The organism is Streptomyces sp. NPDC042100 (assembly GCF_055582325.1).
Map to the genome: position 1 here is coordinate 487,935 of NZ_JBVJDK010000005.1, position 23,780 is coordinate 511,714.

General features: G+C 72.7%; 23 protein-coding genes. 14 read left to right on the plus strand and 9 right to left on the minus strand.

Translation table 11 applies throughout. The features are described 5' to 3' along the window. The first annotated feature begins 8 nt into the window (after positions 1-8). Entirely contained in the window at positions 9-722 is a 714-nt protein-coding gene (locus tag ACZ6J5_RS14655) for a VIT1/CCC1 transporter family protein (protein ID WP_469391272.1), read from the plus strand. Between the two features lie 9 nt (positions 723-731). Here ACZ6J5_RS14655 and ACZ6J5_RS14660 read toward each other — a convergent pair whose 3' ends face one another. Next, entirely contained in the window at positions 732-3,809 is a 3,078-nt protein-coding gene (locus tag ACZ6J5_RS14660) for an NACHT domain-containing protein (RefSeq protein WP_469391274.1), read from the minus strand. A gap of 148 nt (positions 3,810-3,957) precedes the next feature. Here ACZ6J5_RS14660 and ACZ6J5_RS14665 point away from each other — a divergent pair, with 148 nt between their 5' ends. The 3 genes from ACZ6J5_RS14665 to ACZ6J5_RS14675 are packed head-to-tail and all read left to right on the plus strand — an operon-like array spanning position 3,958 to position 6,561. Then, positions 3,958-4,809 (plus strand): sterol desaturase family protein, encoded by an 852-nt coding sequence (locus tag ACZ6J5_RS14665; RefSeq protein ID WP_469391276.1) that lies wholly within the window; start codon positions 3,958-3,960, stop codon positions 4,807-4,809. Beyond that, positions 4,806-5,462: a lysoplasmalogenase gene (locus tag ACZ6J5_RS14670; RefSeq protein ID WP_469391278.1), complete on the plus strand. Its 657-nt coding sequence runs from the start codon at positions 4,806-4,808 to the stop codon at positions 5,460-5,462. The genes ACZ6J5_RS14665 and ACZ6J5_RS14670 overlap by 4 nt, the downstream gene beginning before the upstream one ends. Before the next feature lie 55 nt (positions 5,463-5,517). Next, positions 5,518-6,561: a zinc-dependent alcohol dehydrogenase family protein gene (locus tag ACZ6J5_RS14675; protein WP_469391280.1), complete on the plus strand. Its 1,044-nt coding sequence runs from the start codon at positions 5,518-5,520 to the stop codon at positions 6,559-6,561. Here ACZ6J5_RS14675 and ACZ6J5_RS14680 read toward each other — a convergent pair. Further along, entirely contained in the window at positions 6,551-7,933 is a 1,383-nt protein-coding gene (locus ACZ6J5_RS14680; protein WP_469391282.1) for a CoA transferase, read from the minus strand. The two genes, ACZ6J5_RS14675 and ACZ6J5_RS14680, sit on opposite strands and share 11 nt — an antisense overlap. A 106-nt stretch (positions 7,934-8,039) precedes the next feature. After that, complete coding sequence (locus tag ACZ6J5_RS14685; protein WP_469391284.1) at positions 8,040-9,575, minus strand: S8 family peptidase; 1,536 nt, start codon at positions 9,573-9,575, stop codon at positions 8,040-8,042. 272 nt (positions 9,576-9,847) lie between these two features. On the opposite strand from ACZ6J5_RS14685, the gene ACZ6J5_RS14690 reads away from it, so the two are divergent. The 3 genes from ACZ6J5_RS14690 (at position 9,848) to moaA (ending at position 13,018) form a co-directional block, all read left to right on the plus strand. After that, positions 9,848-10,219 (plus strand): DUF485 domain-containing protein, encoded by a 372-nt coding sequence (locus ACZ6J5_RS14690; RefSeq protein WP_469391285.1) that lies wholly within the window; start codon positions 9,848-9,850, stop codon positions 10,217-10,219. Then, on the plus strand, positions 10,216-11,865 hold the full coding sequence (locus ACZ6J5_RS14695; protein ID WP_469391287.1) for a solute symporter family protein: 1,650 nt from the start codon (positions 10,216-10,218) through the stop codon (positions 11,863-11,865). Before ACZ6J5_RS14690 ends, ACZ6J5_RS14695 begins: the two co-directional genes overlap by 4 nt. Positions 11,866-12,028: 163 nt before the next feature. Further along, positions 12,029-13,018 (plus strand): GTP 3',8-cyclase MoaA, encoded by a 990-nt coding sequence (moaA, locus tag ACZ6J5_RS14700; RefSeq protein ID WP_469391289.1) that lies wholly within the window; start codon positions 12,029-12,031, stop codon positions 13,016-13,018. Here moaA and ACZ6J5_RS14705 read toward each other — a convergent pair. Both ACZ6J5_RS14705 and ACZ6J5_RS14710 read right to left on the minus strand, forming a co-directional pair. Beyond that, positions 13,001-13,240: a hypothetical protein gene (locus ACZ6J5_RS14705; RefSeq protein WP_469391291.1), complete on the minus strand. Its 240-nt coding sequence runs from the start codon at positions 13,238-13,240 to the stop codon at positions 13,001-13,003. The two genes, moaA and ACZ6J5_RS14705, sit on opposite strands and share 18 nt — an antisense overlap. Before the next feature lie 183 nt (positions 13,241-13,423). Then, a complete protein-coding gene (locus ACZ6J5_RS14710) occupies positions 13,424-13,759 on the minus strand; it encodes a DUF3099 domain-containing protein (RefSeq protein WP_469391293.1) in 336 nt (111 codons plus the stop codon). 168 nt (positions 13,760-13,927) lie between these two features. Between ACZ6J5_RS14710 and ACZ6J5_RS14715 the strand changes: the two genes are divergently transcribed. Continuing rightward, complete coding sequence (locus ACZ6J5_RS14715; protein ID WP_362476881.1) at positions 13,928-14,203, plus strand: GlsB/YeaQ/YmgE family stress response membrane protein; 276 nt, start codon at positions 13,928-13,930, stop codon at positions 14,201-14,203. Positions 14,204-14,464: 261 nt separating this feature from the next. On the opposite strand, the gene tyrS is transcribed toward ACZ6J5_RS14715, so the two are convergent. The 3 genes from tyrS to ACZ6J5_RS14730 form a co-directional block, all read right to left on the minus strand. Then, entirely contained in the window at positions 14,465-15,730 is a 1,266-nt protein-coding gene (tyrS, locus tag ACZ6J5_RS14720) for a tyrosine--tRNA ligase (RefSeq protein WP_469391295.1), read from the minus strand. Positions 15,731-15,791: 61 nt separating this feature from the next. Then, the gene (locus tag ACZ6J5_RS14725) at positions 15,792-17,183 is read right to left on the minus strand and encodes a metallopeptidase TldD-related protein (RefSeq protein WP_469391297.1); all 1,392 of its coding nucleotides are present in this window, start codon (positions 17,181-17,183) and stop codon (positions 15,792-15,794) included. Continuing rightward, positions 17,180-18,712: a TldD/PmbA family protein gene (locus tag ACZ6J5_RS14730; RefSeq protein ID WP_469391299.1), complete on the minus strand. Its 1,533-nt coding sequence runs from the start codon at positions 18,710-18,712 to the stop codon at positions 17,180-17,182. Before ACZ6J5_RS14730 ends, ACZ6J5_RS14725 begins: the two co-directional genes overlap by 4 nt. A gap of 186 nt (positions 18,713-18,898) precedes the next feature. Between ACZ6J5_RS14730 and fabG the strand changes: the two genes are divergently transcribed. The 3 genes from fabG to ACZ6J5_RS14745 all read left to right on the plus strand — a co-directional run bounded on the left by fabG (position 18,899) and on the right by ACZ6J5_RS14745 (position 21,012). Then, the gene (fabG, locus tag ACZ6J5_RS14735; RefSeq protein ID WP_469391301.1) at positions 18,899-19,615 is read left to right on the plus strand and encodes a 3-oxoacyl-[acyl-carrier-protein] reductase; all 717 of its coding nucleotides are present in this window, start codon (positions 18,899-18,901) and stop codon (positions 19,613-19,615) included. Between the two features lie 4 nt (positions 19,616-19,619). Next, the gene (fabI, locus tag ACZ6J5_RS14740; protein WP_362476872.1) at positions 19,620-20,396 is read left to right on the plus strand and encodes an enoyl-ACP reductase FabI; all 777 of its coding nucleotides are present in this window, start codon (positions 19,620-19,622) and stop codon (positions 20,394-20,396) included. A 220-nt stretch (positions 20,397-20,616) separates the two neighbouring features. Beyond that, complete coding sequence (locus ACZ6J5_RS14745) at positions 20,617-21,012, plus strand: hypothetical protein (protein WP_469391303.1); 396 nt, start codon at positions 20,617-20,619, stop codon at positions 21,010-21,012. Here ACZ6J5_RS14745 and ACZ6J5_RS14750 read toward each other — a convergent pair. Further along, positions 20,981-21,670: a FadR/GntR family transcriptional regulator gene (locus ACZ6J5_RS14750; RefSeq protein WP_362476869.1), complete on the minus strand. Its 690-nt coding sequence runs from the start codon at positions 21,668-21,670 to the stop codon at positions 20,981-20,983. The genes ACZ6J5_RS14745 and ACZ6J5_RS14750 overlap by 32 nt on opposite strands. Positions 21,671-21,878: 208 nt before the next feature. Between ACZ6J5_RS14750 and ACZ6J5_RS14755 the strand changes: the two genes are divergently transcribed. The 3 genes from ACZ6J5_RS14755 to ACZ6J5_RS14765 all read left to right on the plus strand — a co-directional run bounded on the left by ACZ6J5_RS14755 (position 21,879) and on the right by ACZ6J5_RS14765 (position 23,716). Beyond that, positions 21,879-23,198: a CynX/NimT family MFS transporter gene (locus ACZ6J5_RS14755; protein WP_469391305.1), complete on the plus strand. Its 1,320-nt coding sequence runs from the start codon at positions 21,879-21,881 to the stop codon at positions 23,196-23,198. Between the two features lie 17 nt (positions 23,199-23,215). After that, positions 23,216-23,332, plus strand: coding sequence for an SGM_5486 family transporter-associated protein (locus ACZ6J5_RS14760; RefSeq protein ID WP_362476867.1), 117 nt, complete (start codon positions 23,216-23,218; stop codon positions 23,330-23,332). 168 nt (positions 23,333-23,500) lie between these two features. Beyond that, a complete protein-coding gene (locus ACZ6J5_RS14765) occupies positions 23,501-23,716 on the plus strand; it encodes a hypothetical protein (RefSeq protein ID WP_469391308.1) in 216 nt (71 codons plus the stop codon). Positions 23,717-23,780: the final 64 nt, after the last annotated feature.

Here is a 23,780-nt window from a genome sequence, read left to right on the forward strand (position 1 = left end):
CTCCTGAGGTGACCGAAACCCCCGCACACGACGAGGCCCACGGCGGTGCCCTCGGCTCCCGTCTCAACTGGCTCCGGGCCGCCGTGCTCGGAGCCAACGACGGAGTCGTCTCCACCGCGGGCCTCGTCGTCGGCGTGGCGGGCGCGACCGGGTCGCAGGCGGCCCTCCTCACGGCGGGCCTCTCCGGCCTCCTCGCCGGTTCGATGTCGATGGCGGCGGGGGAGTACGTCTCGGTCTCCACCCAGCGCGACTCCGAAGTGGCCGCCCTCGCCCAGGAACGCCGCGAACTCCAGGAGCGGCCGGAGGCCGAACTCGCGGAGCTCACCGGCCTCCTGACGGGCCACGGCCTCTCCCCGTCCGTCGCCCGCGAGGCCGCCGAACAGCTCACCGCCCGCGACGCCCTGAAGGCCCACGCCCGCGTCGAACTGGGCATCGACCCCGACGCCCTCACCAACCCCTGGCACGCGGCGGGCGCCAGCTTCCTCGCCTTCACGGTCGGCGCCCTTCTCCCCCTCCTCGCGATCGTCCTGCCCCCGGAGTCGACCCGCCTGTGGATCACCGTCCTCTCCGTCCTGGCCGCCCTCACCCTCACCGGCTGGTGGAGCGCCCGCCTCGGCGCCGCCCCGCCGGGCCGCGCGATCCTGCGCAACGTGGGCGGCGGAGCCCTGGCGATGGCGGTGACCTACGGGGCGGGGTCGCTGCTGGGGGCGGCGGGAGTGTGACGACGCGAGCTAGAGGGTGCGCTCGATCCGGCCCGGCTCGAAGAGCTCCTCGCCGAGGAGCCGGGCATCGAGCGCCACCTTGATGTGGAGCCCTTGCCGACCGGCGAGCGGGGTGAGATCGAGCGGTCCGGCGCCGGGCCCGGTGGACCGCCACAGGTTGAGGTGGCCGAGCGAGGGGAGCTCGCGCAGCGGGGTGAGGTCGGAGATCACGCAGCGGAACAGGTACAGCCTTCGCAGGTCCTCCAGGCGGGCGAGCGCGGTGAGGTCGGGCAGGGCGATCTCCGAGAACTGCAGGCTCGTGAGCCTCGGAGGAGTACGCAGGGCGAGCAGCTGATCGGTCTGTGAGCGCCCTTGGACGCTGAGGTCGGACAGCAGCGGCCACCGCTCGATGCCGCCGAGGTCGATGTAGCGGGCCTGCGCGCCGAGGGAGAGACGTTCCAGACTCGGCTGGATGGGCAACTCGTCCAGCCGCTCGACCAGCAGGGGAACCCCCAGGTGGAAGGAGGAGAGGTCCGGCATGTCGCGGAGCGGCGCGACCGACAGCGCCGGCTGGAGCTCGTTGACGGACAGCCACGTCAGGCCGGGGCGCGCGAGCGGCGAGAGGTCGTGCAACAGGGGGCAGCGGCTGAGGCCGACACCTGTCAGCTCCGGGAAGCGCAGCAGCGGGGACAGGTCCGTCAGCGACGGATTCTCGTAGACGAAGACCTTCTGCGGGTTGTCGAGCACGTGCAAGGCCGTCAGGTCGACGTCCAGGCCGGCGAGACGGACGCTCCGGCTCTTCGGCAGGAGACGGAGGGCCGCCAACTGGTCCCGGGACTGCACGTCGAGGTAGGGCCCCTCCCAGGTGTTCGCCGACAGCACCTCGCTGGCGTACCGCTCCGTGTCGAACGCGCCCCAGGCGTCGCTCACCTGGTGCAGTACCTGAGTCCGCTCGTCCCCCCGGAACCGCGCCACCACCTCGAACGCCGCGTCCCCCGTCACCAGCGCCGCCGTGCGCACCACCGCCGCCGCCGCGTCGGCGTCCAGGCCCTCCGGCCCCGGCAGCAGTTCCAGGACGAGTTCGCCGGCCTTCGCCAGTTCCTCGGCGTCCAGGACCGAGCGCGGCGGGATCAGCTCGCGGGCCCGGCGCTCCACCTCCGCCCGTACGCCCGGTTCCAGCTCCGGCGCGTGTTCCAGGCACGCCGCCGCCAGCAGGACCAGCCGGTGGCGGAGCCGGGGGGCCCGTTCCGCGCGGCGCAGCAACTGCTTGAGCAGACGGGCCCGTTCCTCCAGGCGGGCGTGGCCGATGGCCATCTGGACCACGTCGTCCCAGGTGTCGTCGTGGGCGTTCCTGACGAGGACGCCGAAGTCGCGCGCCTCCACCGCCGCCTTGGCCCCGAGGTAGTCCTGGAAGGTGCGGTGCACGAAGCCCACCGAGCCGGGTGCCGGTTCGCGCAGCAGCCCGCTGCGGATCAGCAGATGGGCGAAGACCTGTTCGCTCGTCCCCCGGACCTGCGGCATCGCCGCCAGCCACTCCGCGACCATCTCCTCCGCCTCGTCCCGGTCGGCCTCGACCTGCCCGTTGCGGATGAGCCAGTACGCCAGCCGCTGGAGCAGCGCCGTCTGCTCCTCCCGGGTCAGGTCGACCCCCTCGACCGCGCAGATCTCCCGCTCCGTGTCCCGCCGTACGAGCAGCATGTCGAGCGCCGAGTCGTACAGCTCCTTCCGGGCGCGGGGCAGCTGCATCCGCCGGTCCCGGTTGAGCGCGCACAGCAGGGCGCACATCAGCGGGTTGGTCGCGAGCCGGCCCAGGTCCCGGCGGGTGGCGACGGCCTGCCGGAGGGAGTCCTCGTACGTGGTGAGCGTGTCGTCCTCGGGGTCCTCCCGTCGTGCCGCGTCGTGCCAGTGGGCGAGGAAGGCGCGGATGCCGTTCCGGTCCATCGGGAGCAGGGTGTGCGGGGCGAAGCCCTGCCGGGAGAGCCATGCCTCGGGGACGGCCGAGGGGCGGGTCGTCACCACGTACCTGGCCTGGGGGAAGGCCGTCACGAGATTCTTGAGCCAGGTCTCGGTCCGCTGCCGGAGCCGAACCGGCACCTCGTCCACGCCGTCCACGAGGACGAGGGCCCGTCCTCCCGCGAGCAGGTCTTCCACCCAGCCCGCCGGAGGCGCCAGCGGAACGCCCGTGGCCTTGAGGAAGTCCTCCGGCACCGGCAGCGCGTCCGAGGAGGTGAAGGCGCGCAGCCGCAGGACGAAGGGCACGCACCGGTTCCAGTCGGCGAGGTCGCCGTCGAAGGTGCGCCGGGCGGCGTTGAGGGCGAGCCACTGGACGAGCGTGCTCTTGCCGGAGCCCGCCGGGCCGCGCAGCAGCAGCCGGTCCGTCGTCGTGAGCGCCACCTCCGTGCTCACGGTGGCGGGCCCGGAGTGCGCGAGCCCGTGGACGGTCTCGCGGTCGCCGCTCACCGCGAGGGTGATGTACGCGGTGTCCAGCGGCCACTCGCGCGCGGAGCGGCCGAGGGTGAGGCCGAACAGTTCGAGCCGGCCGTGGGTCCGGGCCACGTACCGGGCGTACTTCTCCTCGAAGGTGAGGGCCTCGGCCACGGGGCTCGGCCGGGCGGCGGCGAGGGACTCGACCGCGTCGCGGGTCCGGTCGGCCGTGCGGACCTGCTCCACCGCGGCCCGCGTGGCGAAGGACGGCTCGGCCGTGAGCTGCTCCACGAGGTGGGCGCAGCACAGCGTGAGCAGCTCGTCGTGGAGCTCCAGGGTCCGGCCCGACAGCCCGTGGTCGGGGGAGCGCAGCTCCTCGCGCAGCCGCAGGGGGTCGAGGGCGACGGCGAACAGCCGGTCCGGGCCGAGCGGGCCCGCCGCGGCGAAGGCGTCGCGCACTCCGTCGACCGCCGCGAGCCGTTCGTGCTCGGGCAGGGTCGCGTACCGCTCCGTGAGCCGTCCGCTCAGCACCTTCGCCAGGCGGTCGGGTTTCGCCGGGCGGGGGAGCGGGCGTACCGGGGAGGGGACGAGGCCCGCTCCCTTTCCCGGGGCCACGGCGGACCGGGCGAGTGCCCCCAGCACCGTCCCCGCGAGGCGCAGCAGCGCAACGTCCAGACCCTGCAACGGAGTTCCTCCCCTTGCTCGCCGCTCCCCGCGATCCTACGGCGCGGGGGCTTGTCGAAAGGTGCCAAAGCTTGCTGACAACTCGTCTCGCATACTTGTAAGTAACGACGTCTAGCCCCGCCCGCCCCCCGCCCCTACCGTCGTCGCCATGCCGCAGCTCCCCGATGCCGTCCTCTGGTCCATACCGGCGTTCGTCCTGCTCACCGTGGTGGAGATGGCCGTTCACCGGCTGCGCCCCGACCGGGACGCCGTCGGGTACGAGGGGAAGGACGCGGCCACCAGCGTCGGGATGGGGCTCGGGAGCCTCGGGTTCGACGCGCTGTGGAAGGTACCGGTCGTCGCCGTCTACGCCGCCGTGTACGAGCTCACCCCGCTGCGTGTGCCCGTCGTGTGGTGGACGCTCCCGCTCATGCTGCTCGCGCAGGACTTCTGCTACTACTGGCAGCACCGCGGCCACCACGTCGTGCGGATCCTGTGGGCCAGCCACGTGGTGCACCACAGCAGCCGCCGGTTCAACCTCAGCACCGCCCTGCGGCAGCCCTGGACCGGGGTGACCTCCTGGCCGTTCTACCTGCCGATGATCGTGCTCGGCGTGCACCCGGCGGCCGTCGCCTTCTGCTCCTCGGTGAGCCTCGTCTACCAGTTCTGGATCCACACCGAGCGCATCGGACGGCTGCCGCGCCCCTTCGAGCACGTCCTCAACACCCCCTCCCACCACCGGGTCCACCACGCCTCCCAGGGCGGCTACCTGGACCGCAACTTCGGCGGCGTCCTCATCGTCTGGGACCGGGTGTTCGGCTCCTTCGCGGCGGAGACCGAGCGGCCGGTCTACGGGCTCACCAAGAACATCGACACGTACAACCCGCTGCGCGTCGCCACCCACGAGTACGCCGCCATCGCCCGCGACCTGCGCGCCGCCCGGGACTGGCGGGAGCGGGCCGGGCGGCTGTTCCGCGGGCCCGGCTGGCAGCCGCGCCCGGACCGGGGCGGTGCCGCGTGAGCCGCGCCCTCCTGCTGCGCCTCCTCCTGGGCGCCCTGCTCCTCGCCGTCGCCGTCGACCTCGGCTCCCTGCTGCTCGGGGCGGAGAACGGGCACCGTGCCGCCAAGGTGCTGCTCATGCCCCTGCTCGCCGGATACGCGGCCGGGCGCGGCGCGCCCCGGGCGCTGCTCGGCGCGCTGCTCCTCGGGTGGGCCGGCGACGTGCTGCTGCTCCTCGGCGACGGCACCGCCTTCCTCCTCGGCATGGCCGCCTTCGCCGCCGGGCACGTCTGCTACCTCGTGCTCTTCGGGCGCCGGCCCGCCCCGCTCCCGCTCGGCGCCGGCTACCTCCTCGTGCTGATCGCGACCGTCGCCGCGCTCTGGTCCGGGCTCCCCGGCGGGCTGCGGATCCCCGTCGCCGGGTACTCCCTGCTGCTCACCGCCATGGCCTGGCGGGCCGGCTCGCTCGGCCCGCTCGCCGGGGCCGGGGGCGCGCTCTTCCTGCTCTCGGACACCCTCATCGCCACCGGCGTCGCCGGGCTGCCCCAGCCGCCCGCCGCCGACTTCTGGGTCATGCTCACCTACGTCGCCGCCCAGTGCCTGCTCACCGAGGGGGCGCTCAGGGCGACGTACGGTGACCGTCGTACGAAAGCCGCCGTGATCAATGTACGGTGAACGTCGTACAACAGTCTGAGCGGCACCGCTCCGAGCACAGCAGGGAACGTCCGTCATGCGCGCCACCACCATCCACGCCCCCTTCGACATGCGCGTGCGGGACGTGCCCGACCCCGTGATCCAGGACGCCACGGACGTCGTCGTCCGCGTGGTCCGCGCCTGCATCTGCGGCAGCGACCTGTGGGCTTACCGAGGCGAGTCCGCCCGGCAGCCCGGCCAGCGCATCGGCCACGAGTTCCTCGGCATCGTCGAGGAGGCCGGCGCCGAGGTCCGCGGCTTCCGCAAGGGCGACCTCGTCGTCGCCCCCTTCGTCTGGTCCGACGGCAGCTGCGCCTACTGCGCCGAGGGCCTCCAGACCTCCTGCCCCAACGGCGGCTTCTGGGGCACCGTCGGCTCCGACGGCGGCCAGGGCGAGGCCGTCCGCGTGCCCTTCGCCGACGGCACCCTCGTCGCGCTGCCCGCCGACGCCGCCTCCGACGACCACCTGCTCACCGCCCTCCTCGCGCTCTCCGACGTCCTGGGCACCGGCCACCACGCCGCCCTCGGCGCGGGCGTCGCCAAGGGCTCCACCGTCGCCGTCGTCGGCGACGGAGCCGTCGGCCTCTGCGGCGTCCTCGCCGCCCGCCGCCTGGGCGCCGAGCGGATCATCGCCCTCGGCCGCCACACCGCCCGCACCGACATCGCCCGCGTCTTCGGCGCCACCGACGTCGTCGCCGAGCGCGGCGACGCCGCCGTGGCCGCCGTCCGCGAGCTCACCGGCGGCCAGGGCGCCCACGCCGTCATCGAGGCCGTCGGCACCGAGCAGTCCATGCGCACCGCCGTCGCCATCACCCGCGACGGCGGCTCCGTCGGCTACGTCGGCGTCCCGCACGGCAGCGCCACCGGGCTCGACCTCTCCGACATGTTCGACCGCAACATCGCCCTGCGCGGCGGCGTCGCCCCCGTCCGCGCCTACATCCCCGAGCTGCTCCCCGACGTCCTCGACGGCACCGTCGACCCCTCCCCGGTCTTCGACCTGACCGTCGGCCTGGACGGCGTCCCCGACGGCTACCGCGCCATGGACGAGCGCACCGCGCTCAAGGTCCTCGTCAAGCCGTGACCCAGGCGGGCGCGTCCGCGCCCGCCACCCCCGGCGGGGCGGACCAGCCCGTCGGGCCGCCCTCGTACGCGGACGCCACCGGCGACCGCGCGTACCGCAGCCGCCCGAGCGGGCCGTCCGACTCCGTCAGGTACCGGCCGGGGTCGTAAGCGGTGCCGGGCGTGCCGGGCGTGTCCAGCGCGCCCGTCGCGCCCGCCCCCTTCGCCCCGCCCTCGGGCGCGAGGCGCGGCAGTGTCCCGGTCAGCCAGTGGCCCGTCTGCGCCAGCGCCAGCCGGACCAGCCGGGTGCCGCCCTCCCGCCGCTGCTCCGTCAGCGAGCGCAGCACCGCCGCCGCCAGCAGATAGCCCGTGCCGTGGTCCAGCGCCTGCGCCGGCAGCGCCCCCGGCTCCGCCACCGAACCCTCCACGGCCGCGATGCCCGTCGCCACCTGCACCAGGCTGTCGAAGCCGCGCCGCCCGGCCCACGGCCCGTAGTCGCCCCACGCCGACAGGCGGGCCGTCACCAGGCCGGGCCGGTCCAGGCCGAAGCGCTCCAGGGCGCCCGGCCGGTAGCCGGTCACCAGCACGTCCGCCGCGTCCAGCAGTGCGTCGAAGGTGCGCCGGTCCGAGGGCCGGTCCAGGTCCAGCGCCGCCGTCCGCTTCCCGACGTCCGTGTCGGCGTGCTGGTCCGGCAGCTCCGGGTTGCGCGGCGGGTCGATCCGCAGCACGTCCGCGCCGAGCAGCGCGAGCGTCCGGGTGGCGACCGGACCCGCGATCACCCGGGTCAGGTCCAGCACCCGGGGCGGGCGCCCCGCGCGCGCCCGGGGCGCCGCCCCGTCCAGCCGCTCCCGGGTCAGCGGCGGCCGGCTCGCCACCGCCCGCCCCTGCTCGCTCGCCGCCCACTCCTCGGGCGTGCGCAGCGCGACGGCCAGGCCCCCGGCCCCGTACACCAGCGACTCGACCTCCCGCGCCGGCCGCCCGCCGATCGCCGCCGCCACCGCCTCCACCGAGTCGGCCGCGCCGAGCGCGCGGAGCAACGCGGCCTTGTGGTGCGGGTAGTTGGCGTGGGTGCGCACCCAGCCGTCGGCGGCCCGCCAGAAGCGCGACAGCGGCGCGAAGGAGACCGGCGCCCGGCCGTCCACCCGCAGGTGCCGTTCGCTCACGAAGGCGGTGGCGACCGCCCCGTCGTCCACCCGGACCGGCCCGGCGGCCCCGGCGTGCTCGGCGGCGGCCAGCGCGCAGACCGCGACGGTCGCGCGGGCCAGGTCCCTCACCGGCAGCCGGGCCGGCAGCAGCCCCGGGGGCCCGCCGTACACCACCCGGCCGAGCAGGGCGGGATCGCCGCCGAGCTCCGCCCACAACCGCTCCGTGCCCGCGCCCATCGTCGTGTCCATGCCCGCATGATGGCACCGGCGCCCCCGGACGCCGGGGCGCGGACAGCGAAGAGGCCCTGGTGCGGGGGCGCCGCACCAGGGCCTCGTCACGAAGCGTCACATCCGGCTAGCGGCGGACCGCCGCCAGCGCGTCGACGATGCCCGCGCCGTAGAAGCCGTTCTTGTACTTGCCGCCCTCGCACACCGCGTCGATCGTGCCGTCGCCCTCGATGTCGTAGGGGTTGGTGCACGCGTGCTCGTCGGCCTGCGCGTACAGCAGCGCCTTCAGGGCCGCCGGGGAGGCGTACGGGTGGGTCGACTTCAGCAGCGCCAGGACGCCCGCCACGTGCGGCGAGGCCATCGAGGTGCCGGCCTTGTAGTTGTAGCCGCCGTTGACCGTGGTCGACAGGATGCGGCCGTTGACCGCCGGGGCGTCCGGGGTCTGGTACTCGGTGCGGTCGCCGCCGGGCGCCGCCACGTCGATGACGCCGAGACCGTAGTTGGAGTACGAGGCCTTCAGGCCCTTCGCGCCGGTCGCGGAGACCGTCACGACGCCCGGCAGCTGGGCCGGGTAGTCGAAGCACTCCTTCGGGTTGATCACCCGGTCGCCGGGGGTGGTGTCGTTCGGGCTGCTGTTGTCGACGATCGAGTCGGCCGCGAGGTCGAACTTCGAGTTGCCGGCCGCCGCCACGTTGACCGTGCCCTTGCGCTCCGCGTAGCGGGTCGCGCGGGTGACCGCCTCGATGAGGGCCTTCTGGTCCTCGTCGTTCTTGCAGGCGAACATCCACGGGTCGGTGTAGTAGCTGTTGTTCGTGATGTCGACGCCGTTCTCGGCCGCCCACACGAAGCCGCAGACCACGGCCTCGGTGTAGAAGAAGCCGTCGGGGGTCGACACCTTGATGCCGGCCAGCTTGACGCCCGGCGCGACACCGGTGACGCCGACTCCGTTCTTGGCGGCGCCGATCGTGCCCGCGACGTGCGTGCCGTGGTCCGACTCGCCCGCGTTGGGACGCCACGAACCGGGGGTCGTGTCGGGCTTGCCGCTCACGCAGTTGGCGGACGCCTTGGCGTTGAAGTTCGGCGCCAGGTCCGGGTGGGTGTCGTCCACACCGGTGTCGATGATGCCGACGGTGACGCGCTTGCTGCCGAGCGTCTTCTGGTGCGCCTTGTCCGCCTTGATGGCCGGCAGGTCCCACTGCAGCGGCTCCAGCGGGTCCTGCTCGTCCGTGGCGGCGGCCGCGGCGGCCTTGACCTCGGCCGGGGTGAGGGCCTGGGCGCCCTCGTCGACGGCGTCGTCCTGCGCGGCCCTCAGCGGGGCCGTGCGGGTGGCGCCGGCCGAGACCACGCCGCGCGCCTTGCGGATCGTCGGGCCGAAGTCCGGGTTCTTCGAGTGGACGACGATGACGCCTATCTGGTCGTACGCGACGACCACCTCGCCACCGGCGGCGGCGATCGCCTTCTTCACCGAAGCGGCCGTCCAGCGGCCCCCCTCGACGTTGACGACGTACGACAGCTGCGGGCCGTCGGTGGAAACGGCGGCCTTGACGTCGCTCAGCTCCGCGGCGGAGGCGGCGCCGGAGGGCAGGAAGCCGAGCGAGGCCGTGAGCGCGAGACCAACCGGCAGAGCGAGTACTCGGCCGCGCCTCGATCCCAGATGAGCCATGGGTTCTCCACATCATCCGTCTGTACTGTCCGCGCGCCGATTGCGTGCGAACAGGTGCATGACGAGTGAAGCTATCGCCGATCTTCCCCGCGATTCAATGAGTTGAGAAGACTTCATGAAGATCAGGCAAAAGAAATCCACGCCGTGAACCGCTTCGCGACGCCCTCCGTGCCGTTGAGCAGGGGAGGGGCTCCGTCCCGGAAGCCCCCGCTCCGCACTCTGGTGAGGCCCCCTTGTCCAAGCCGTCCGCCCCCGCGTCCCGAGGAGAGTCCGTGGCCACCGAAGCACCGCCGCCGCCGAGAAACAGCACCGAGACCACCGGTCCCGCGCAGCCCACCACGGAGCAGTTCATCGAGGTCCAGGCGGGTGAGGAGTTCGGCGAACTGCGCCGCACCTACCGCTCGTTCGCCTTCCCGCTGACGATCGCCTTCATCGCCTGGTACCTGCTGTACGTGCTGCTCTCCAACTACGCGGGCGGCTTCATGGGCACCAAGCTCTTCGGCAACATCAACGTGGCCCTCGTCCTCGGCCTCGGCCAGTTCGCCACCACCTTCCTCATCGCCTGGCTCTACTCCCGCCACGCGGCCGGCCGCCTCGACCCCAAGGCCGAGGCCATCAAGGCCCGTATGGAGGCCGACGCATGAGAACCCCCGCCCCCCTGGCCGCCGACACCACCGCCCTGCTCGCCGCCGGCGGCGGCGCGAGCGAGCACCGCCCGCTGATCATCGGGCTGTTCGCCGCCTTCGTCGTGGCCACCCTGGTCATCACCGTCTGGGCCGGCCGGCAGACCCACAGCGCCGCCGACTTCTACGCGGGCGGCGGCCAGTTCACCGGCTTCCAGAACGGCCTCGCGATCTCCGGCGACTACATGTCCGCCGCGTCCTTCCTCGGCATCGCCGGCGCCATCGCCCTCTTCGGCTACGACGGCTTCCTCTACTCCATCGGCTTCCTCGTCGCCTGGCTGGTCGCCCTGCTCCTGGTCGCCGAACCGCTGCGCAACTCCGGTCGCTTCACCATGGGCGACGTCCTCGCCTACCGGATGCGCCAGCGCCCGGTCCGCACCGCCGCCGGCACCTCCACCATCGTCGTCTCGATCTTCTACCTGCTCGCCCAGATGGCCGGCGCCGGCGTCCTCGTCTCGCTGCTCCTCGGCATCACCAGCGACGGCGGCAAGATCGGCATCGTCGCCCTGGTCGGCGTCCTGATGATCGTGTACGTGACCATCGGCGGCATGAAGGGCACCACCTGGGTGCAGATGGTCAAGGCCGTGCTCCTCATCGCGGGCACGCTCCTGATCACCTTCCTCATCCTGCTGAAGTTCCACTTCAACATCTCCGAGCTGCTCGGCGCCGCCGCCACCAACAGCGGCAAGGGCGACGCCTTCCTGGAGCCCGGCCTCAAGTACGGCGCCACCGCCGTCTCCAAGCTGGACTTCCTCTCGCTCGGCATCGCCCTGGTCCTCGGCACCGCCGGCCTGCCGCACATCCTCATCCGCTTCTACACGGTGCCCACCGCCAAGGCCGCCCGGAAGTCCGTCAACTGGGCCATCGGCATCATCGGCGCCTTCTACCTGATGACGATCGTGCTCGGCTTCGGTGCCGCCGCCCTGCTCAAGAACAGCGACATCATCGCCTCCAACAAGGCCGGCAACACCGCCGCACCGCTCGCCGCCCTGGAGATCGGCGGCGGCGCCGGCTCGACCGGCGGCGCGATCCTGCTCGCCGTCATCTCCGCCGTCGCCTTCGCCACCATCCTCGCCGTCGTCGCCGGCCTCACCCTGGCCTCGTCCTCCTCCTTCGCGCACGACATCTACGCCAACGTCATCCGCCGCGGCCAGGCCACCGAGAAGGAGGAGATGCGGGCCGCCCGCTGGGCCACCGTCCTCATCGGCGTCGTCTCGATCGCCCTCGGCGCCCTCGCCCGCGACCTCAACGTCGCCGGCCTGGTCGCCCTCGCCTTCGCCGTCGCGGCCTCCGCCAACCTGCCGACGATCCTCTACAGCCTCTTCTGGAAGCGCTTCACCACCACCGGTGCGCTCTGGTCGATCTACGGCGGCCTGGTCTCCGCCGTCGTCCTGGTGCTGTTCTCCCCGGTCGTCTCCGGCAAGCCCACCTCCATGTTCAAGAACGCCGACTTCTACTGGTTCCCGCTGGAGAACCCCGGCCTCGTCTCCATCCCGCTCGGCTTCCTGCTCGGCTGGCTCGGTTCCGTCCTCTCCAAGGAGAAGGCGGACAAGGGCAAGTACGCGGAACTGGAGGTCAAGTCCCTCACCGGCGTCGGAGCGCACTGATCCGGATACGCTCCGCCACACTCCGCCGGCCGCGTCGTAGAGTTCTACGACGCGGCCGGTCCCGTCCTCGTGACAATCGGGCCGTGCCCGGTGTCCGAGCCGTCACGTAGGCTCGAACGAAGAAGAACCGGACCATCCGGCGGAAGAAGGGGAGGGGGGCCCAGTGCTCATCGACACCTACGGGCGGGTCGCCACCGACCTGCGCGTCTCCCTGACCGACCGGTGCAACCTGCGCTGCACGTACTGCATGCCCGAAGAGGGCCTGCAGTGGCTGGCCAAGCCGGACCTGCTCACCGACGACGAGATCGTCCGGCTGATCCGGATCGCCGTCACCGACCTCGGCGTCACCGAGGTCCGCTTCACCGGCGGCGAGCCGCTGCTCCGCCCCGGCCTCGTCGGCATCGTGGAGCGCTGCGCCGCCCTGGAGCCCCGCCCCCGGATGTCGCTCACCACCAACGGCATCGGCCTCAAGCGCACCGCCGCCGCCCTCAAGGCCGCCGGCCTCGACCGGGTCAACGTCTCGCTCGACACCCTGCGCCCCGAGGTCTTCAAGACCCTCACCCGCCGCGACCGGCACCACGACGTCCTCGACGGCATGGCCGCCGCCCGCGACGCCGGCCTCACCCCGGTCAAGGTGAACGCGGTCCTGATGCCCGGACTCAACGACGACGAGGCCCCCGACCTGCTGGCCTGGGCGATCGCCGAGGGCTACGAGCTCCGCTTCATCGAGCAGATGCCGCTCGACGCCCAGCACGGCTGGAAGCGCGACGGCATGATCACCGCCGGGGACATCCTCGCCTCGCTGCGCACCCGCTTCGAGCTCACCGCCGAGGGCGCGGACGAGCGCGGCTCGGCCCCCGCCGAGCGCTGGACCGTCGACGGCGGACCGCACACGGTCGGCGTCATCGCCTCCGTCACCCGCCCGTTCTGCCGGGCCTGCGACCGCACCCGGCTCACCGCCGACGGGCAGGTGCGGACCTGCCTGTTCGCCACCGAGGAGACCGACCTGCGGGCCGCGCTCCGCTCGGACGCGCCGGACGAGGCGGTCGGCGAGATCTGGCGCAAGGCGATGTGGGGCAAGAAGGCCGGCTCGGGCCTCGACGACCCGAGCTTCCTCCAGCCCGACCGCCCGATGTCAGCGATCGGCGGCTGACTCCCCGGCGGGGGACTCCCCGTCCCACTCGGCGAACGGGACGACGTCCTTCAGGAAACCCCGTACGCCCAGGAACTGGGACAGGTGCTCGCGGTGCTCCTCGCACGCCAGCCAGGTCTTGCGCCGCTCCGGCGTGTGCAGCTTGGGGTTGTTCCAGGCCAGCACCCAGACGGCGTCCGCCCGGCAGCCCTTGGCGGAACAGATCGGCTTCTCTTCGCTCACGGGACCAATGATCACGGATTCATTGTCCAGCAAGGGCGATGCCGGGCAGCCACGGGGGGAGCTGCCCGGCATCGGTCCGTCGCTCCGACGGGGGATGCGGAGCGCGTAGGCAGTATGTCACGGCCCATGGGGTGCGGTGCACCGGAACTTCATGATTGATCTGAGCTTTTCTTGAGCTCGATCTCACGCTGTGTGACCGTCCGCACGGCCCCCGCGTTCCGCATCGGCTTCCAGCGCGGGCCGCGCGGGAGGGGCCATGAAGGTGGAGGGAAGGGACTTCGGCGTCTCGCGTCCGGCGTTGGCGATCACCACGGCGACATAGGGGAGCAGCGCCCCGACGACGAGCGCCACGACGGCCACGTGCCGCTCCACGTTCCACAGCGAGGCGGCGGCGATCACCGAGAGGGTGCGGATCGACATCGAGATCACGTACCGCCGCTGCCGGCCCCGGACGTCCTCGGCGAGTCCCTGCCGGGCGCCGGTGATCCGGAAGACCTCGGTTCCGCCATGCTTCCGCATCACATTCCACCACCCACGAGCCGTGCGGACTCTCCCCGGTCCGCTCTGGATCCCACGGTACGCCGAGGGTTCCCGGCGGAGGAGACCGGGGCACGTATGGCGGCGCCCGACATGCGCCGTATGGCCCACGGCCGGAGACTGGGCACACACGCGCACGAGGAGGCGACGATGGGTTGGTTGTGGGCGATCATTGTGGGCTTCGTCCTGGGCCTGATCGCGAAGGCGATCCTTCCGGGGAAGCAGCAGATCCCGCTGTGGCTGACGACGGTGTTCGGCATCATCGGCAGCGTGCTCGGCAACGCGGTCGCGACCTGGATCGGGGTCAACGACACCAAGGGCATCGACTGGACCCGCCATCTCCTCCAGCTCATCGGCGCCGTCGCCGTGGTGGGCGTGGGCGACATGCTGTGGGCCTCGATCAAGGGCAACAAACAGCGGACCTAGGGGGTGTCTGACAATTCCCGCCGGGTCCGGCCCGCCCGGCACGCACGCTCGGCGCCCGGCCGAAACGCCCAAGTAGCTCCGCTACGAGGGCGTTTCGGCCGGGCGCCGAGCGCACGCACCGGACGACCCGGCCTGATCCGGCGGGAATTGTCAGACACCCCCTAGACGCCGCCGGGCCCCGGAGGGACCCCGGAGCACGCCGGAGGCCCGGTGCGCGCACCCCGCGCGCACCGGGCCTCCGGCTTCGTGCTCCGCCGCGGACTAGCCGGTGAACTCGATCGCGGCCAGGTTCTTCTTGCCGCGGCGCAGCACCAGCCAGCGCCCGTGCAGCAGCTCGTCCGCCGCCACCTCGGCGTCCTCGGCGGTCACCTTGACGTTGTTCACGTAGGCGCCGCCCTCCTTCACCGTGCGGCGGGCGCCCGAGCGGCTCGGCGCGAGGCCGACCTCGGTGAACAGGTCCACGACCTGCCCGAGCTCGGACACCTTCGCGTGCGGCAGCTCGGAGAGCGCCGCCGCCAGGGTCGCCGGGTCCAGCTCGGCCAGCTCGCCCTGGCCGAACAGCGCCTTGGAGGCGTCGATGACGGCCCGGCACTGGTCGGCGCCGTGCACGAGGGTGGTGAGCTCCTCGGCCAGCGCCCGCTGGGCGGTCCGGGCCTGCGGCCGCTCCGCCGTCAGCTTCTCCAGCTCCTCCAGCTCCTCGCGGGAGGCGAAGGACAGGATCCGCATGTACGTGGAGATGTCGCGGTCGTCGACGTTCAGCCAGAACTGGTAGAACGCGTACGGCGTGGTCATCTCCGGGTCCAGCCAGACGGCGCCGCTCTCGGTCTTGCCGAACTTGGTGCCGTCGGCCTTGACCATCAGCGGGGTCGCCAGCGCGTGGACCTTGGCCTCCGGCTCCAGCCGGTGGATCAGGTCGAGGCCGGCCACCAGGTTGCCCCACTGGTCGGAGCCGCCCTGCTGGAGGGTGCAGCCGTGCCGCCGGTAGAGCTCCAGGAAGTCCATGCCCTGGAGGAGCTGGTAGCTGAACTCGGTGTAGCTGATGCCCTGCTCGGACTCCAGGCGCCGGGCGACGGAGTCCTTGGTCAGCATCTTGTTGACCCGGAAGTGCTTGCCGATGTCCCGCAGGAACTCGATCGCCGACAGGCCGGCGGTCCAGTCCAGGTTGTTCACCATGACCGCGGCGTTCTCGCCCTCGAAGGACAGGAACGGCTCGATCTGCGAACGCAGCCGGTTCACCCAGTTCGCGACCGTCTCGGGGTCGTTCAGGGTGCGCTCGGCGGTCGGCCGGGGGTCGCCGATCTGGCCGGTGGCCCCGCCGACCAGCGCCAGCGGCCGGTGTCCGGCCCGCTGGAGCCGGCGGACGGTGAGCACCTGGACCAGGTGGCCGACGTGCAGGCTGGCCGCGGTCGGGTCGAAGCCGCAATAGAACGTGACGGGACCGTCCGCGAGGGCCGCGCGCAGGGCCTCTTCGTCGGTGGACTGGGCGAAGAGCCCGCGCCACTTCAGCTCGTCGACGATGTCGGTCACGTCGTCCGTCTCCTTCGGGGGATGGAATGCGGTCAGGGCTGTCCCGGCCAGTCTAGGCGGGTCAGACGCCCTTGCTGACCGAGCTCATGTTGAAGTCGGGCACCCGCAGGGCGGGCATCGCGGCCCGGGTGAACCAGTCGCTCCACTCGCGCGGCAGGGTCTGCTCCGTCCGGCCCGCCTCGGTGGCCCGCGACAGCAGGTCCACCGGCGACTCGTTGAACCGGAAGTTGTTGACCTCGCCGACGACCTCGCCGTTCTCGACGAGGTAGACGCCGTCCCGGGTCAGGCCGGTGAGCAGCAGCGTCGCCGGGTCCACCTCGCGGATGTACCAGAGGCAGGTCAGCAGCAGCCCGCGCTCGGTGGCCGCGACCATCTCCTCCAGGGAGCGCTCGCCGCCGCCGTCCAGGATCAGGTTCCCGGCGCCCGGGGCCACCGGCAGGCCGGTGAGCCCGGCGGTGTGCCGGGTGGTGATCAGGTGCGCCAGCTTCCCGTCCCGTACCCAGTCCACCGGCTCGATGGGCAGGCCGTTGTCGAAGACGGAGGAGTCGTCGCCGGAGGAGTGCGCCAGCACGAAGGGGGAGGACTCCAGGCCCGGCTGGTGCGGGTCGCTGCGCAGGGTGAGCGGCAGCGGCGAGAGGGTCTCGCCCAGGCGGGTGCCGCCGCCGGGCTTGGAGAAGACCGTGCGGCCCTCGACGGCGTCCCGGGCGATGGACGACCAGAGCTGGTAGATCAGCAGGTCGGCGACGGCGGTCGGGGGCAGCAGCGTCTCGTAGCGCCCGGCGGGCAGCTCGATCCGGCGCTCGGCCCAGCCGAGCCGGACGGCGAGCTCGGCGTCGAGGGCCGCCGGGTCCACGTCCTTGAAGTCACGGGTCGAGCGCCCCGCCCAGGCGGAGCGCGAGCGGTCGGGCGACTTGGCGTTGAGCTCCAGGGTGCCGTTCGGCTGGTCGTGCCGCAGCCGCAGCCCGGTGGAGGTGCCGAGGTAGCTGGAGGTGAGCTCGTGGTTGGCGAATCCGTACAGTTCCCGGCCGCCGGCCCGGGCCCGCGCGAAGGCCTCGCCGAGGGCGGGCGCGAAGGCGTCGAAGACCGCGGAGGTGGTCTCGGCCGGCGCGTCCGTGAAGCCGGGCGAGACGGGCACCCCGGACACCAGCGGCTGGGCGTCCTCGGCGGGCCCGGCGGCCCGTGCGGCGGCCTCGGCCTCGCGGACCAGCGGCTCCAGGTCGGCGGCGGTGACCGCCGAGCGGGACACGACCCCGGAGGCGGTGCCCTGGGCGCCGTCCACGGTGGCGATCACGGTGAGGGTGCGGCCCCGGGTGACGCCGTTGGTGGTGAGGGCGTTCCCGGCCCAGCGCAGGTTGGCCGAGGACTCCTCGTCGGCGATGACGACGCAGCCGTCCGCGCGGGACAGCTCCAGGGCCTGCTCGACGATCTCGTACGGCTTGCTGACGCGGCTCATCGACCGGCCTCCTGCGTCGTGTTCAGAATGTTGACGCCCCGGAAGAGGGCGGACGGGCAGCCGTGCGAGACGGCCGCGACCTGGCCCGGCTGGGCCTTGCCGCAGTTGAAGGCGCCGCCGAGCACGTACGTCTGGGGGCCGCCGACCTGCTCCATGGAGCCCCAGAAGTCGGTGGTCGTCGCCTGGTACGCGACGTCCCGGAGCTGCCCGGCGAGCCGCCCGTTCTCGATGCGGAAGAAGCGCTGGCCGGTGAACTGGAAGTTGTAGCGCTGCATGTCGATCGACCAGGAGCGGTCGCCGACCACGTAGACGCCGCGCTCCACGCCGCCGATGAGGTCCTCGGTGGAGAGGCCGCCCGGGTCGGGCTGGAGCGAGACGTTCGCCATCCGCTGCACCGGCACGTGGCCGGGGGAGTCGGCGAAGGCGCAGCCGTTGGAGCGCCCGAGGCCGGTCAGCTTCGCGATCCGGCGGTCCAGCTGGTAGCCGACGAGCGTGCCGTCCTTGACCAGGTCCCAGGACTGGGCCTGGACGCCCTCGTCGTCGTAGCCGATGGTGGCGAGCCCGTGCTCGGCGGTGCGGTCGCCGGTCACGTTCATGATCGAGGAGCCGTAGGCCAGCTTGCCGAGCTGGTCGAAGGTGGCGAAGGAGGTGCCCGCGTAGGCCGCCTCGTAGCCGAGGGCGCGGTCGAGCTCGGTGGCGTGGCCGATGGACTCGTGGATGGTGAGCCACAGGTTCGACGGGTCGACGACCAGGTCGTAGCGGCCCGCCTCGACGCTCGGGGCGCGCATCTTCTCGGCGAGCAGCCCGGGGATCTCGTCGAGCTCCTTGTCCCAGTCCCAGCCGGTGCCGGTCAGGTACTCCCAGCCGCGCCCGGCCGGCGGCGCGAGGGTCCGCATGGAGTCGAACTCGCCGGTGGACTCGTCCACGGCGACGGCGGTGAGCTGCGGGTGCAGCCGGACCCGCTGCTGGGTGGTGACGGTGCCCGCGGTGTCCGCGTAGAACTTGTTCTCGTGCACGGTGAGCAGCGAGGCGTCCACGTGCGCCACGCCGTCGGCGCGCAGCAGCCGGGCGCTCCAGTCGGCGAGCAGTCCGCTCTTCTCCTCGGCGGAGACGGCGAAGGGGTCGATCTCGTACGAGGAGATCCACACCTTGTCCGCGTGCACGGGCTCGTCGGCCAGCTCGACGCGCTCGCTGGAGCCGGCCGCCGCGATCACCTTGGCGGAGAGCTTGGCCATGGCGACCGCCTGCGAGGCGACCTTCGCGGCGCCGTCCATGGTGAGGTCGACGCCGGAGGCGAAGCCCCAGGCCCCGCCGTGCACCACCCGCACCGCGTAGCCGAGGTCGGTGGTGTCCGAGGAGCCGGACGGCTTGGCGTCGCGCAGCCGCCAGGAGGCGCTGCGGACCCGCTCCAGGCGGAAGTCGGCGTGGTCGGCGCCGAGCGCCCGCGCGCGGGCGAGGGCCGCGTCGGCGAGCGCCCGAAGGGGCAGCGCCGTGAAGGCTTCGTCGAGGGTATGGGGGCCAGATGGCACAGCTGTCTCCTGTCGTGTGAGACCGGTCGTCCCCGATCATGTCGCGCTTTACGCCGGGATGCCCAGACCATTCTGTAGGGACCCGACAGTGACTTCCGTACGCCACTGTCAGGGCCCGATTCTCCGTATCGCGGAACGGACCGATAGGTTTTCGGCATACCAGACCGCTATCGAAAGGGTGATCCGTTGAGCCGCTCGGTTCTCGTCACCGGAGGAAACCGGGGCATCGGCCTCGCCATCGCCCGCGCGTTCGCCGAGGCCGGCGACAAGGTCGCGATCACGTACCGCTCGGGCGACCCGGCGGAGCTGGAGAAGGCCGGTTTCCTCGCCGTCCGCTGCGACATCACGGACACCGAGCAGGTGGACCAGGCGTACAAGGAGATCGAGGAGAAGCACGGTCCGGTCGAGGTCCTGGTGGCCAACGCCGGCGTGACGAAGGACCAGCTCCTCATGCGCATGTCCGAGGAGGACTTCACGTCCGTCCTCGACACCAACCTCACCGGCACCTTCCGGGTCGTGAAGCGCGCCAACCGAGGGATGCTGCGCGCCAAGAAGGGCCGCGTCGTCCTGATCTCCTCGGTCGTCGGTCTGCTCGGCTCGGCGGGGCAGGCGAACTACGCCGCCTCCAAGGCCGGCCTGGTCGGTTTCGCGCGGTCCCTCGCCCGGGAGCTGGGCTCGCGCAACATCACGTTCAACGTCGTCGCGCCCGGTTTCGTCGACACCGACATGACCGCCGTCCTCAGCGACGAGCAGCGTGCCGGCATCGTGTCCCAGGTTCCCCTGGGCCGTTACGCGCAGCCCGAGGAGATCGCCGCGGCGGTGAAGTTCCTCGCCTCGGACGACGCCTCGTACATCACTGGAGCCGTCATCCCGGTTGACGGCGGATTGGGCATGGGTCACTGATCACATGAGCGGAATTCTCGAGGGCAAGCGCATCCTGATCACCGGTGTGCTGATGGAGTCCTCCATCGCCTTCCACGCCGCCAAGCTGGCCCAGGAGCAGGGCGCGGAGATCATCCTCACCGCCTGGCCCCGGCCCACGCTGACCGAGCGCATCGCCAAGAAGCTCCCCAAGCCCGAGAACGTGAAGGTCCTGGAGCTCGACGTCTCCAACGACGAGCACCTCGCGCGCCTGGAGGGCCAGGTGCGCGAGCACCTGGGCGACCGCATCGACGGCGTCGTGCACTCCATCGGCTTCGCCCCGCAGGACGCGCTCGGCGGCAACTTCCTCAACACGCCGTTCGAGTCGGTCTCCACGGCCATGCACGTCTCGGCCTTCTCGCTGAAGTCCCTGACCATGGCCGTGCTGCCGCTGATGAGCGAGGGCGGTTCGGTCGTCGGCCTCACCTTCGACGCGAAGTTCGCCTGGCCGCAGTACGACTGGATGGGCCCGGCCAAGGCCGCCCTGGAGGCCACCAGCCGCTACATGGCGCGTGACCTGGGCAAGCAGAACATCCGCTGCAACCTGGTCTCGGCCGGTCCGCTCGGTTCGATGGCCGCCAAGTCCATCCCGGGCTTCGGTGAGCTGGCGAGCGTCTGGGACTCGCGCTCCCCGCTGGAGTGGGACCTGACCGACCCGGAGCCGGCCGGCCGCGCGATCGTCGCGCTGCTCTCCGACTGGTTCCCGAAGACCACCGGCGAGATCGTCCACGTGGACGGCGGCCTGCACGCGATCGGCGCCTGACGCCTTCCCGCCGTGCCCGAAGGGGCCGGACGCCCGCCGCACGGCGGGCGTCCGGCCCCTTCGGCGTTCCGCGATCCCGGCCCGAGTCGAAAAGTCGGGCAAATCACCGCAGACTGGTCGAAGCGTGACGTTCGGAGCGTGACATTCCGGCTACCCACGGACTGCCCACGGGCCACGGACCGGGCCTCGGCGGGCCCACGGACGGGGAGGAGGTACGCCCATGCGCGCGCTGTACTCCCAGGTCCCGGCCCTGCTCTCGGCCGCCGCGCTCCTCGCGGGGCTGGCCGGCCTCGCCGTGGCCGCCGAGGCCCGCCCCGCCCCCGGCGCCGCCGAGGACGCGCCCCGCTCGGTCCCCGCGGCCGAGCCGGACGAGGACGCCGGCGCCTCCTGCCGTACCGACGTCGAGGGCTCCACGGTCACCGCGTACTGCCAGAACCCCTTCCCGCGCACCGACCGGGTCCGGCTGCACGTCGAGTGCGCGCGCTGGTGGGACGTGGACACCGACAGCGCGCCGGTCGCGGTCGCCCCGGCGGACTACGCCCAGGTCGCCGGCCGCTGCTGGAAGGAGGTCCGTACGGCGTGGATCACCCACGAACCGGCGGCTCCGGGCTCCTGAGGCACAGGAACGGATAGCTCGCCGCCTCCGCCGCCGCCCGCTCGGCGTCGCCCGCGCGGATCGCCTCGACCAGACGCGCGTGGTCCATGTGGTTCTCCGGCCGCAGCTCCCGGCCCACGTCGCCGCGCAGCCACTCCCGCAGCACGTGCCCGAGGTCGGCGTAGAGCTCGGTCAGCACCTCGTTGTGCGAGGCGACCACCACCGCGTGGTGGAAGGCCGCGTCCACCGTCACGAACTCCTCCGCGTCGCCCGACCGCCAGACCTCCTCGCGGCGCGCCAGCAGCGCGTCGAGCTGCTTGACGTCCCGGTCCGTGCGCCGCTGGGCCGCGAGCCGGGCCGCCGAGGACTCCAGCGTGGAGCGCAGCTCCGCGATGTGGCGCGGGTCCGAGTCCGCGAACCGGCGGTGCATCACCCCGGCCAGCTCGCTCGTCGCGACGACGTAGGTGCCGGAGCCCTGCCGGATGTCGAGCAGCCCGTTGTGGGCGAGCGCGCGCACCGCCTCGCGGACGGTGTTGCGGGCGACGCCGAGCTGCTCGACGAGCTCGGGCTCGGTCGGGATCCGGCTGCCCACCGGCCACTCGCCCGAGGTGATCTGGTTGCGCAGCTGGGCGATCACCTGATCGGAGAGCCCGGCTCGCCGGGGATGGCCGAGCGCCATGGGGTGCACCTTCCGTCATCGGAGCAGTTCGTCGGCGGAGTGATCCGCCTGAGGGGATCCGCCTGAGGGGATCCGCCTGAGGGCGATCGCCCCGGGAGCCGACCGCCCGAGGGCGATTCTCCCGGCCGTGATCCGTTCGAAGCGATCCGCTCGAAGCGATTCGTTCGAGATTGGACAACCAATCATCCCATGATTCTATGATGTCCCCATGCCTGACGAGCCGCAGACCCTCGCCCCCACCGCCGAGGCCGCCCCCACCGGGACCCGCCCCCGCGCGGTCGCCGCCCCCGCCCCCGCCCCCACCACCGGCCCCGCCCGCTGGGTCACCGGACTCGTCGTCGTCGGACTCGTCCTCGCGGCGCTCAACCTGCGCCCCGCCATCACCAGCCTCGGCGCCCTCCTCGAAGAGGTCCGCGACGGGCTCCACATGAGCGGCAGCGTCGCCGGCGTCCTCACCTCCGTACCGCCGCTCTGCTTCGCCGTCTTCGGCATCGCCGCCCCCCGCCTCGCCCGCCGCTTCGGACCCGCCGCCGTCGTCTGCGCCGGCATGGCCGCCATCTTCACCGGACTGCTGCTGCGCCCCCTCGCGGGCGGGACCCCGGCCTTCCTCGCCGCCAGCGCCCTCGCCCTCATGGGCATCGCGCTCAGCAACGTCCTGATGCCGGTCATCGTCAAGACCTACTTCCCCGAGCGCATCGGCAGCATGACCGGGCTCTACTCCATGGCCCTGGCCCTCGGCACCTCCCTGGCCGCCGCGCTCACCGTGCCCATGACCCAGGCACTCGGCGGCGGTTGGCGCCTCGGCCTCGGCGTCTGGGCGGGCCTCGCCGCCGTCGCCGTGCTGCCCTGGCTCCTCCTGGTCCTCCGCGGCCGCCCCCGCGCCGCCGGGGCCGCCGCCGCCCCGGCCAGCACGGCCCCCGCCGCCCCCGCCGCCGCGCCGGCCGCCGCGCCCCGGATCACCCGCAGCCGCACCGCCTGGGCCCTCGGCGTCTTCTTCGGCCTCCAGGCCACCGGCGCGTACATCACCATGGGCTGGATGCCGCAGATCTTCCGTGACGCGGGCGTCTCCGCCTCCACCGCGGGCGTGCTCCTCGCCGTCACCATGGTCATGGGCGTCCCGCTCGCCTTCGTGATACCCCGGCTCGCGACCCGGATGAAGACCCAGGGTCCGATCGTCGTCACCCTCGCCCTGTGCGGCCTCACCGGCTACACCGGCCTCGCCTTCGCCCCCGCCGCGGGCGCCTGGCTGTGGGCGCTGCTCCTCGGCGTGTCCAACTGCTCCTTCCCGCTCGCCCTCACCATGATCGGGCTGCGCTCGCGGACCGGCGCGGGCGTCGTCCGGCTCTCCGCCTTCGCGCAGAGCGTCGGCTATCTGATCTCCATCCCCGGCCCGCTCCTCGTCGGCATCCTCTACCAGCACAGCGGCGGCTGGGGCCTGCCCATCGGGCTCATGGCCGGCCTGCTGATCCCGCAGATGATCGTGGGCAGCCTCGCCGGACGGGACCGGACCGTCGAGGACGAATGCTGAGATGCGAGACTGATCCCATGCCCGTACTCGAACCGAACCCCCCGAACGGCCAGAAGAAGTTCCTCATCGTGCTCGGCGCGATGCTGGGCATCACGGTCGTCATCGCCGTCATCGCCTCCCTCGCCTCGCCCTGACCCGGGCGGACCGGGGGAGGGGTGGGGCTGTCCCCCCTGTCCCCTAGGGGGTCAGTGTCAGGGTCGAGTGGGTGGGTCACCTGATGGGCCGGGCGCCGCGCGCTCCGTACCGTGGAGACGACGCGGGGAACGGCCCCGCGGCACACCCCCCGACCCACGGAGGCTGACATGCCGGCCCAGACCCGGACCAGCGACCGGAGGGACCTCGCCCACGCGCCGGCCGGAGTCGACACCCGGCTGCCCTGGTGGGCGCTGGTCCTCCCGGTGCTCGCCTTCGTCGCCCTCTTCCTCCTCATCAGCGGCCCGGAGCAGGCCCAGGCGGCGGGCGGCGACCTCACCTACTCCCGCCTCCTCGAACAGCTCCAGCAGACCCTCTCCCTCTGATTCCCCCCGAGGTGTGGACCGGGCCGCTCTCCGAGTCAACACGGCCTGATCCGTGCGAAGCTGG